General features: G+C 72.4%; 10 protein-coding genes. 8 read left to right on the top strand and 2 right to left on the bottom strand.

Features of this window, described 5'->3' with window-relative positions; all coding sequences use genetic code 11:
* Positions 1–341: 341 nt before the first annotated feature.
* Positions 342–1,013, bottom strand: a complete 672-nt coding sequence (locus ABD52_RS09395) for a bifunctional DNA primase/polymerase (RefSeq protein ID WP_030273152.1) — start codon at positions 1,011–1,013, stop codon at positions 342–344.
* A gap of 217 nt (positions 1,014–1,230) precedes the next feature.
* On the opposite strand from ABD52_RS09395, the gene ABD52_RS09390 reads away from it, so the two are divergent.
* The 7 genes from ABD52_RS09390 to mctP all read left to right on the top strand — a co-directional run bounded on the left by ABD52_RS09390 (position 1,231) and on the right by mctP (position 7,908).
* Positions 1,231–2,460, top strand: coding sequence for a helix-turn-helix domain-containing protein (locus ABD52_RS09390; protein ID WP_013287790.1), 1,230 nt, complete (start codon positions 1,231–1,233; stop codon positions 2,458–2,460).
* Positions 2,457–3,038, top strand: coding sequence for a flavoprotein (locus ABD52_RS09385; RefSeq protein ID WP_047891551.1), 582 nt, complete (start codon positions 2,457–2,459; stop codon positions 3,036–3,038). Before ABD52_RS09390 ends, ABD52_RS09385 begins: the two co-directional genes overlap by 4 nt.
* Before the next feature lie 94 nt (positions 3,039–3,132).
* Positions 3,133–4,005, top strand: coding sequence for a Nif3-like dinuclear metal center hexameric protein (locus ABD52_RS09380; protein WP_013287788.1), 873 nt, complete (start codon positions 3,133–3,135; stop codon positions 4,003–4,005).
* Complete coding sequence (locus ABD52_RS09375) at positions 3,995–4,732, top strand: zinc ribbon domain-containing protein (protein ID WP_047891550.1); 738 nt, start codon at positions 3,995–3,997, stop codon at positions 4,730–4,732. Before ABD52_RS09380 ends, ABD52_RS09375 begins: the two co-directional genes overlap by 11 nt.
* Positions 4,733–4,737: 5 nt before the next feature.
* A complete protein-coding gene (locus tag ABD52_RS09370) occupies positions 4,738–5,886 on the top strand; it encodes a bifunctional RNase H/acid phosphatase (protein WP_047891549.1) in 1,149 nt (382 codons plus the stop codon).
* A 127-nt stretch (positions 5,887–6,013) separates the two neighbouring features.
* Positions 6,014–6,256 (top strand): DUF3311 domain-containing protein, encoded by a 243-nt coding sequence (locus ABD52_RS09365; protein ID WP_047891548.1) that lies wholly within the window; start codon positions 6,014–6,016, stop codon positions 6,254–6,256.
* Positions 6,256–7,908 carry a monocarboxylate uptake permease MctP gene (mctP, locus tag ABD52_RS09360; RefSeq protein WP_013475662.1) on the top strand — a complete coding sequence of 551 codons (1,653 nt, stop codon included), beginning with the start codon at positions 6,256–6,258 and terminating at the stop codon, positions 7,906–7,908. The genes ABD52_RS09365 and mctP overlap by 1 nt, the downstream gene beginning before the upstream one ends.
* 55 nt (positions 7,909–7,963) lie before the next feature.
* On the opposite strand, the gene ABD52_RS09355 is transcribed toward mctP, so the two are convergent.
* Positions 7,964–8,431 carry a MarR family winged helix-turn-helix transcriptional regulator gene (locus ABD52_RS09355; protein ID WP_013287783.1) on the bottom strand — a complete coding sequence of 156 codons (468 nt, stop codon included), beginning with the start codon at positions 8,429–8,431 and terminating at the stop codon, positions 7,964–7,966.
* Positions 8,432–8,487: 56 nt separating this feature from the next.
* On the opposite strand from ABD52_RS09355, the gene ABD52_RS09350 reads away from it, so the two are divergent.
* Entirely contained in the window at positions 8,488–9,711 is a 1,224-nt protein-coding gene (locus ABD52_RS09350; protein ID WP_047891547.1) for an MFS transporter, read from the top strand.
* Positions 9,712–9,717: the final 6 nt, after the last annotated feature.

Here is a 9,717-nt window from a genome sequence, read left to right as displayed (position 1 = left end):
CCCGCTCGCCTGGAGGTCGAGCAGGCGGCGCTGCACCTTCGGGTCAGCCTTCACGTCGGGGCTCCTTGTCGTCCGGCCGGGGCGCGGCGGCGTGAAGGCCCACGGGTGCAGGCGGCGGCGGGGCCGCGCCGGCTCGGTACCGCCGGTGTGGCGGGCAGCGTCGTCCCTGGACATGGTCAAACCCCCGCTCTGGCGCGGACGCGCCCTCGCCAGGAACAACGAGCCCGGTGCCGGGGAGGTCGCTGTCGGCCACCCGTCCGGGTCACCGGACCCGCTGTGACCAGGGAGAACGCTCGGCGTCGGAGCACGCGTTGCGGAAGCACCGGCCGGGTGCTGGGAGGTCAGCGGCCGCGGCGGGGCAGCGGGAGATGACCGGGGAACAGGTCGGCGCCGAGCGTCACCCCGGCCGCCCGTAACGCGGCGATCAGCGCGTTCTGCACCAGGTACGAGTCGGGTAGCTGCCACCGGGCCTGCTCGGGCGCGACCACCCAGCGCACCGTCCCCTCGGGCAGCCGGGTCGGTGGCGCGGGGATCCACGAGCCGGGTCCGTGGCGTACCACGTGGAAGCAGTGCTCCAGCTCGGGCCGCAGCGGGTCGCCGGGGCGTACCAGGAACATCCAGCGGCCGGTCGGGGTGACCAGCGCAGGGCCGCGTACGCCGAAGCCGGCGGGGTGGGTGGCGACCGCTTCCAGGACCTGCCGGCCCAGGTGGGCGGCGACCTCCAGGACGTCGAAGGCGCGGCCGGTGGGCAGCAGGATGCCGTGCGGGCGGTTACGCCACCAGGTGGCCACCCGGGCCGGGTCGGCGCTGGCGGCGTGTTCCCAGTCCTCCAGTGCCGGGTGGCAGCCCACTGTGGGACAGCCGGCCCGCCCGCAGACGAAGCGGCTGTTCGCCAGGCAGGCGCCGGGGGTGACCGGCCAGCCGTGCAGCGCGTACCGCACCGCGACGCGGCGCAGCCGGACCCGTTCCAGCGGCGAGAGGTGAGCGACGCGCGGTCGGACGTTCCTCCACATGTCTGTCGTCCCCTCTGGTCCCGCCGAACCGTCCACAAGCCACACGTCGAAAGCCGTCACTGCCGTAACCCACGCTCGTTGAGGTGACTAACGGTCGGTGCAACTTGCACGAAAACTACGAGAACTGGCTGGACGGTGGACGCACAACCTGTGCGATCGGCGCGAGCCTGAGGGACGTGGGGGGACCGGCCGGCGCCGTGAGGGGGAGGGAGCGGGAATGGACGAACTGCCCATAGGCCGGCGGGTGGCGTACTGGCGGAGCCGCCGCAAGATGTCCCAGCAGGTCTTCGCCGACCGGCTCGGCAAGTCCAAGAGCTGGGTGGACAAGGTGGAGCGCGGCGTCCGCCGGCTGGACAAGTTCTCCGTGCTCTACGAGATCGCCGACATCCTCCAGATCGACGTGCAGTTGCTGCACGGCAAGGACCCGGAGCGGCGTACCGACGCGCTCAACTGCATCGACCAGGTCGAGGTGGAGGAGATCCGCACCGCCCTGGAGCGGTACGACTCGATGAGCGCCTACTTCGACGCGGCGCCCTACCCCCCGCCGCTGGCCGACATGCGCAAGGCGGTGAACCACGCCTGGCTCACCTACCAGTACGGCCGCTACGGCATGCTCACCCGCGCGCTGCCCAAGCTGCTGCGCGACGCCCAGGCGGCGGACGCCGGCTACGCCGCCGGTGACCAGGTACGCGAGGCCGCCCACCTGCTCGGGCAGGTCTACCAGATCGCCTCCTCGGTGCTGCGCAAGCTCGGCGAGTGCGACCTCGCCTGGCTCGCCGCCGACCGGTCGATGGCGGTGGCCCAGCGGGCCGACGACCCGCTGCTGGCCGGCATCGCCACCACGCGCGTCTGCAACGCGCTCGTCGCGATGGGCCGCCCCCGCCCGGCGCTGGAGCTGAACGTCCGCATCGCGGGGCGGCTCGCGCCCGGCGGCGACAACGACGTCCGGCCGGAACGGCTCTCCGTGTACGGGATGCTGCTGCTCCAGGGCGCGATGGCGGCCGCCCGGATCGGTGACTCGGCGACAGTGGACGACCTGCTGGCCGGCGCGGGCGAGGCGGCCACCATGCTCGGCGGCGACCACAACCACTACTGGACCTCCTTCGGCCCGACCAACCTGGAGCTGCACCGCGCGGCGGCCGCGGTCGAGCTGGGCGACGGCGGCCGGGCGGTGGAGACCCACATGCGGCTGTCCGAGCCGGCGTTCAACGCGCTGCTGCCGGAGCGGCGCGCGCACCACCTGCTCGACCTGGCCCGCGGCTACTCCCAGATCGGTGACGTCGCCAACGCCGGGGACATGCTGCTGCGCGGTGACCGGCTCGCGCCCTCCGAGATCCGGTGTCGGCCGATAGCGCACGAATTGATGTCCGAGATTCTCCGTCGCACACGTGGTGCGCCGCCTCCGCCGATCGCGGAGTTGGCTGAGCACATGGGAGTCGGAGTATGAGCGGTCCGAAGACCGCCAACGGGCACCGGCGGGTGCTCTACGTCATCGCCTGCGGTTCGCCGCTGGCCCGTCACGTCGGCCGGCTGGTCGACCTCGCCCAGCGTGAGGACTGGACGGTCTGTGTGGTCACCACGCCGGACGGCGCGAAGTTCGTCGACCGGACGGAGCTGGCCCGGCAGACCGGCCACCCGGTCCGTACGCACTACAAGAACCCGGGTGACCCGGACGTGCTGCCCCCGGCCGACGCCATGCTGGTGTGCCCGGCCACCGTCAACACGATCAACAAGTGGGCGGTCGGCATCACGGACACCCTGGCGCTGGGCCTGCTGATCGAGGCGCAGGGGATGGGGGTGCCGATCGCTGCCGTCCCGTACACGAACGAGGCGATGGCCGCGCACCCGGCGTTCCGGGCCAGCCTGGACCGGCTCGTGCAGTGGGGCGTCCGGATGGTCTTCGGCGACCACGTCGTACGCCTGCACCCGCCCGGCACGGGGGACCGGCGCGCGGACGCCTTCCCCTGGGACGCCGGCCTGGCCGCCCTGCGCGGCGCGGACCGGCCGGTCGCCCCGGTCGGCTGAGAGGCGCGGTGGGCACGGCCCTCGGCAGACGCCGGGGGCCGCGCCCGGCGACGGTCGGCGTGTACCGGCCCGGACGCCGGTAAGCTGGCCGCCCGTGAGCACAACCGGATCGCCGCACACCGTCGCCGACGTGGTGGCCGCCCTGGACCGCCGTTACCCGCCCGCGTGGGCCGAGGAGTGGGACCGGGTCGGCCTGGTGCTGGGCGAGCCCGACCACCCGGTACGCCGGGTCGCCTGCGTGGTGGACGTGGTCCCGGAGACCGTGGACGAGGCGCTCGACGCCGGCGCGGACATGATCGTCGCGCACCACCCGCTGCTGCTGCGCGGCGTCTCCTCGGTGGCCGCCACCACGTACAAGGGCCGGATCGTGCACCGGTTGATCAAGGCGGACGTCGCGCTGCACGTGGCGCACACCAACGCCGACGTGGCCGACCCGGGGGTCTCCGACGCGCTCGCCGCCCGGTTCGGGCTCACCGGGCTGCGTCCGCTGCACCCGCCCCGCCCCGGCTCGCCCGCCGCCGGGCCCGGCCGGGGCATCGGCCGCATCGGCGAGCTGCCCACCCCGATGACGCTCGCCGAGCTGACCCGGCTGGCCGCCGCCGTGCTCCCGGTCACCGCCTGGGGAGTTCGCGCCGCCGGGGATCCCGGGCGTATGGTTCGTACCCTCGCCGTCAGCGGCGGCTCGGGGGACGGCTTCCTCGCCGAGGCGACCGCGGCCGGGGTGGACGCGTTCCTCACCGCGGACCTGCGCCACCACCCGGCCGGGGAACACCTCGCCGCCGGTGGCCCGGCGCTGCTGGACGCCGCCCACTGGGCGACGGAGCGACCCTGGCTGGACGACCTGGCCGCCTACCTGGCCGCCGAGCTGGACGTCGAGACCGTGGTGTCCGACCTGGACACCGACCCGTGGACCGTGCACGCCGCCGCGCCCCGGCCGGACGACAAGGAGCCCCGACGTGAAGGCTGACCCGAAGGTGCAGCGCCGCCTGCTCGACCTCCAGGCGATCGACACCGCGCTGGCCCAGCTCGCGCACCGCCGCCGCACCCTGCCGGAGCGCGCCGAGCTGGAGGCCCTGGCGCGTGAGCTGTCCGCGCTGGAGGACGAGCGGGTCCGCGCCCAGGTGGCAGTCGACGACCTGGACCGGGACATCGCCCGGATCGAGAAGGACGTCGACCAGGTGCGCGCGCGCAAGAGCAAGGACGAGGCCCGGCTGGCCTCGGGCAGCGGCCCGGCCCGCGAGCTGGAGGCGATCCAGCACGAGCTGGTCTCGCTGAACCGCCGGCAGAGCGACCTGGAGGACGCCGAGCTGGAGCTGATGGAGCAGCGGGAGACCGCGCAGGGTGTGCTCGACGGCATCGAGAGCCGGCTCGCCGAGGCCCGTGAGCGCCGCGCCGCGACCGAGCAGCGCCGCGACGAGACCCTGGCGGAGATCGCCAAGGAGGAGGAGTTCAAGCGCACCTCCCGCCAGCCGCTCGCCGGTGACCTCCCGTCGGACCTGGTCGGTCTCTACGACAAGATCCGTGAGGACACCGGCATGGGCGCCGCGCTGCTCACCGGAGGCCGCTGCGGCGGCTGCCGGCTGGAGCTGTCCGGCGCCGACCTGGCCCGTATCCGCAAGGCCGACCCGGACGACGTGGTCCGCTGCGAGGAGTGCCGGCGGATCATGGTCCGGACCAACGAGTCGGGACTGTAGCCGTCGTGGCGGCGCGCGCGGTCGTGATCGAGGCCGACGGCGGCTCCCGGGGCAATCCCGGCCCGGCCGGCTACGGCGCCGTGGTCCGCGACCCGGAGACCGGTGAGGTGCTGGCCGAACGGTCCGAGGCGATCGGTACGGCGACGAACAACGTGGCCGAGTACCGGGGCCTGATCGCCGGGCTGGAGGCCGCCGCCGAGCTGGGCGCGGCCGAGGTCGAGGCGCGGATGGACTCCAAGCTGGTGGTCGAGCAGATGTGCGGCCGCTGGCAGATCAAGCACCCCGGGCTGCGTCCGCTCGCCGCCCAGGCGGCCGGGCTGGTCAGCCGGTTCGCCGCCGTACGTTTCACCTGGGTGCCCCGGGAGCGCAACCGGCACGCCGACGCGCTCGCCAACGCGGCGATGGACGCCGCCGCCTCCGGCGCCGCACCGGCAGCGGCGGCGGCCGAGGCGCGGGAGGCGACTGTCGTGCGCGCCACCGGCACCGACCCGGCCACCATGCCCGCCTCCTGGGAGCCGCGCCCGACCGAGGAGGCCACCCGGCTGATCCTGGTGCGGCACGGCGAGACCGAGCGCACCGTGCAGAAGCGCTACTCCGGCCGGGGCGACGTGCCGCTCACCGAGCGCGGCCGGGCCCAGGCCCGGGCCACCGCCGCCCGGGTGGCCGCGCTGGCGCCGTCCGTCGCCGCAGTGGTCAGTTCCCCGCTGTCGAGGTGTACGGCCACCGCCGAGGCGGTCGCCGCGCAGGTCGGCAACCCGCCGGTACGCACCGACGACGACCTGATCGAGTGCGACTTCGGCGTCTGGGAGGGGCACACGTTCGCCGAGGTACGCGAGGGCTGGGCGGCCGAGCTGGACGCCTGGCTCGCCTCCACCCGGGTCGCGCCGCCGCGGGGCGAGTCGTTCGTGACAGTCGCCGAGCGGACCGGACGGGCGGTCGACCGGCTGCGGTCGGCGTACCCGGGGGAGACGGTCGTGGTGGTCTCCCACGTCTCGCCGATCAAGCTGGTGCTGCGCGACGCGCTCGCCGCCGGCGACGCGTTCCTGCACCGGCTCTACCTGGACACGGCCGGCATCTCGGTGCTGGACCTGTACCCGGACGGCGGCGTCGCGGTCCGCTCGGTCAACGACACCTCGCACCTCACGGACGTCTGACGGCCGCTCGGCGCATGCTGGCGGCCGTTCGGCGCATCGACATCACCCGATCGGACGTGACCCCCGTCACAGGGTCGTAGCCTCCGGCCGTCACATGGCCCGCTACGAATGCCCGGAGGGGTGTCACATGTCCGCACCGGAACCGGAGGCGCTCGACACGGCGCGATCCAGGGCGAAGGACAAGAGTCCCTGGAACTGGTTGCTCTTCATCCCGATCGTGGTGCCGCTGATCCCGGCACTGTTCAACGCCGACTCGCCCCGGCTGTTCGGCTTCCCGCGTTTCTACTGGCTGCAACTGGCCTGGATCCTGCTGGGCGTCGGCACCACCACGCTCGTCTACCAGATGACCAAGAAGCGGGGTGACCGCTGATGTGGCGGGACCACCTCACCGAGATCATCGTCTTCACACTGCTGTTCCTGCTGGTCAGCGCCATGGGATTCGTGGCGGCCCGATGGCGCAGACCGACCGACATGGCCCACCTGGACGAGTGGGGACTGGGCGGGCGCAGCTTCGGCGGCTGGATCACCTGGTTCCTGGTCGGCGGTGACCTCTACACCGCGTACACGTTCGTGGCGGTCCCGGCGCTGATCTTCGGGGCCGGCGCGGCGGGCTTCTTCGCGGTGCCGTACACGATCGTCATCTACCCGCTGGTGTTCCTGGTGCTGTGCCGGCTCTGGTCGGTCTCGCACCGGCACGGATTCGTCACCCCCGCCGACTTCGTCCGCAACCGGTTCGGCTCGCCGATCCTGGCGCTGCTGGTCGCGATCACCGGCATCGTCGCCACCATGCCGTACATCGCGCTGCAACTGGTCGGCATCGAGGCGGTGCTCAAGACCATGGGCGTCACAGGGGACAGCGCGCTGGCCCGGCACCTGCCGATCATCATCGCGTTCGCCATCCTGGCCGCGTACACGTACCAGTCCGGGCTGCGCGCCCCGGCGCTGATCGCGTTCGTCAAGGACTCGCTGATCTACATCGTGATCCTGGTCGCGGTGATCTGGCTGCCGTACAAGCTCGGCGGCTGGGGCGCCATCTTCGACGCGGCAGACGCGAAGTTCCAGGCGTCACCCGCGCCCGGCGACGGCATCCTGCTCAACCAGAACAACCAGATCCAGTACGTGACGCTGGCGTTCGGCTCGGCGCTGGCGCTGTTCCTCTACCCGCACAGCATCACCGGTGTGCTGGCCAGCCGGAACCGCGACGTGATCAAGCGGAACATGTCCGCGCTGCCCGCGTACAGCCTGCTGCTGGGGTTGATCGCGCTGCTCGGCTACATGGCCATCGCGGCGAACGTGAAGCCGTTGCCCGGCGCGAAGGAGGGTACGACCGACGGCAACACTGTGGTGCCGCTGCTGTTCGACCAGCAGTTCCCGGACTGGTTCGCCGGGGTCGCGTACGCCGCAATCGGCATCGGCGCGCTGGTGCCGGCGGCGATCATGTCGATCGCGGCGGCGAACCTGTTCACCCGCAACATCTACAAGGAGTACCTGAAGCGGGACGCCACCCCGGCGCAGGAGGCGAACGTCTCGAAGATCACCTCGCTGGTGGTGAAGGTCGGCGCGGTGGCCTGCATCGTCTTCCTCGACCCGCAGTTCTCCATCGACCTCCAGCTCATCGGCGGCGTGATCATCCTCCAGACGCTGCCCGCGGTGGCGCTGGGCCTCTACACCCGCTGGTTCCACAGGGGCGCGCTGATCGCGGGCTGGGCGGCCGGCATGGGCCTGGGCATGTGGATGCTCTACCAGATCGGCAACCCGGCGACCGGAAAGAAGCACTTCGCCGGATCGGCGTTCCCGCTGGAGAAGTTCGGTCTCGACACGCCGAAGACCATCTACGTGGGCATCGTTGCGGTGCTGGTGAACCTGGTGGTGGCCGCGCTGCTCACGCTGGTGCTGCGCGCCGCCAGGGTGGCCGACGGGCCGGACGGCACCACGCCGGACGACTACTTCGCCGACGAGGGCGACCCGCGCGTGACGGCGACCGCCGACCGCGGAGACTCCGCGCGGGAGCCGGTGGCGTGAAAGGAAGGGCCCCTTATTAACGCATTCTGCATAATAAGGGGCCCCTCCTAACACCTCAGCGGCGGCGGTTGCGCGCGTCGAGCGCCTCGTTGAGGCGGTGCAACATGTCCGCCAGCGTCTCCCGGTCCGCCTCGGGCCAGGCGGCGAGGATGTCGCCGTACAACCGGGTGCGGGCCGCCCGGACGGCGGCCATCCGCTGGAGCCCGGCCGCCGTCGCGGAGATCACCGTGCCGCGCCCGTCGGCCGGGTCGGGGGTACGCGAGATCAGCCCGTCGCGCTGGAGCGCGGAGACCTGCCGCGTGACGGTGGAGCCGTCCAGGTTCAGCCGCGCGGCGAGCGCCGAGACGTTCTGCGGGCCGGCCGCGTCCAGGTGGCGCAGGATCACGTACGCGGCGCGGTCCAGCAGCCGGTGCTCCATCGTGCCGGTGCCCCGGCGGGTGGCCTCACCCAGGCGCATCAGCAACGCGACCTCGGTTTCGATCCGGCCGAGGGTGACCTCGGGAGCGTGGACGTCGTCACTCATAGCTGTATGATACAAGAAAAATACCTGTACGATACAGCTATCTGGGAGGTTGCGGAGTGGATCACCGATCCGAGCCCAACCGCAGTGCCATCTACGCCACCACGCTCGTGGCGTTCCTCGCGATCGCCGGCATCGCCGTGGTCGACCCGATCCTGCCCGCCATCGGCGAGGCGATCGGCGTCACCGCCTGGCAGGTCGAGCTGCTCTTCACCGCGTACATCGCGGTCATGGCCGTCGGCATGATCCCGGCGACGCTCGCCAGCGGGCGGTTCGGTTTCAAGCCGGTGCTCGTCACCGGCGTCTCGGTCGTCGGCCTGGCCGCCATCGGAGCCTCGTTCAGCAACGACATCGTGCAGCTCTCCGTGCTGCGCGGCGTCTGGGGCCTGGGCAACGCGATGTTCTTCGCCACCGCCATGGTCGTGCTGGTCAACCTCGCGAACGACAGGGAATGGGTGGTCGGCCTGTTCGAGACCGCCCTCGGGCTCGGCTTCGCGGTCGGCCCGCTGATCGGCGGCCTGCTCGGCGAGGTGAGCTGGCGGCTGCCGTTCTTCGTCTGCGGCGTGTTCATGGTGCTTGCGCTCGGCGTCGCCGCCCGCAAGCTGCGCGAACCGGCGAACAAGCAACAGCCGGTACGCCTCGGCCAGATCTTCGCCACCTACCGCAGACCCGCGTTCGTGACGCTGTGCGTGGTCACCGCCGCGTACAACTTCGTCTTCTTCGTCGTGCTCGGCTACACGCCGCTGTTTCTGCGCCTCGACGTCATCCCGCTGGGCCTGGCGTTCACCGGCTGGGGTCTCGGCCTGGCGGCCGGCATCCTGCTGATCGGGCACCGGCTGGCCCACCGCATCGGCGCGGTGCAGACAGTCGGCGTCGCACTGCTCGGCCTGCTGGTCTGCATGGTCCTGTTCGCCACCTCCACCGGCACCGCCATGTCGCTCGTCGTCCTCGTCGTCGCCGGCCTGTTCATGGGCCTCGCCAACGCCAACCTGACCGACCTGGCGCTCGGGCTCGGCTCCGCCGACCGGCGCGTCGCCACCGGCGCGTTCAACCTGGTCCGCTGGGGCGCCGCCGCGCCCGCGCCGATCATCTCCGGCAAGCTGGCCGAACACAGCCTCGCGCTGCCGTTCTGGGTCGGCTTCGGGGTGCTCGCCGCCGGCGTGCTCGCGTACCTCGCGTTCGGGCACCTGATGGCGGCCGGCTACGGCGAACGGGTCATCTGGAACCGGGCCGCCCGCCGCGCCGAGCACGCACCGGAGGAGCCGGTGGGGGAGGCCTACTGACGGGTC

This window comes from Micromonospora sp. RV43, from assembly GCF_001029515.1.
Lineage (GTDB): Bacteria > Actinomycetota > Actinomycetes > Mycobacteriales > Micromonosporaceae > Micromonospora > Micromonospora aurantiaca.
This window is presented reverse-complemented; position numbering and strand designations above follow the sequence as displayed.

Coding starts and splice junctions, on each gene's coding strand:
- ABD52_RS09395 (WP_030273152.1), bottom strand. CDS start 1,013: ATGTGGAGGAACGTCCGACCGCGCGTCGCTCACCTCTCGCCGCTGGAA.
- ABD52_RS09390 (WP_013287790.1), top strand. CDS start 1,231: ATGGACGAACTGCCCATAGGCCGGCGGGTGGCGTACTGGCGGAGCCGC.
- ABD52_RS09385 (WP_047891551.1), top strand. CDS start 2,457: ATGAGCGGTCCGAAGACCGCCAACGGGCACCGGCGGGTGCTCTACGTC.
- ABD52_RS09365 (WP_047891548.1), top strand. CDS start 6,014: ATGTCCGCACCGGAACCGGAGGCGCTCGACACGGCGCGATCCAGGGCG.
- mctP (WP_013475662.1), top strand. CDS start 6,256: ATGTGGCGGGACCACCTCACCGAGATCATCGTCTTCACACTGCTGTTC.
- ABD52_RS09355 (WP_013287783.1), bottom strand. CDS start 8,431: ATGAGTGACGACGTCCACGCTCCCGAGGTCACCCTCGGCCGGATCGAA.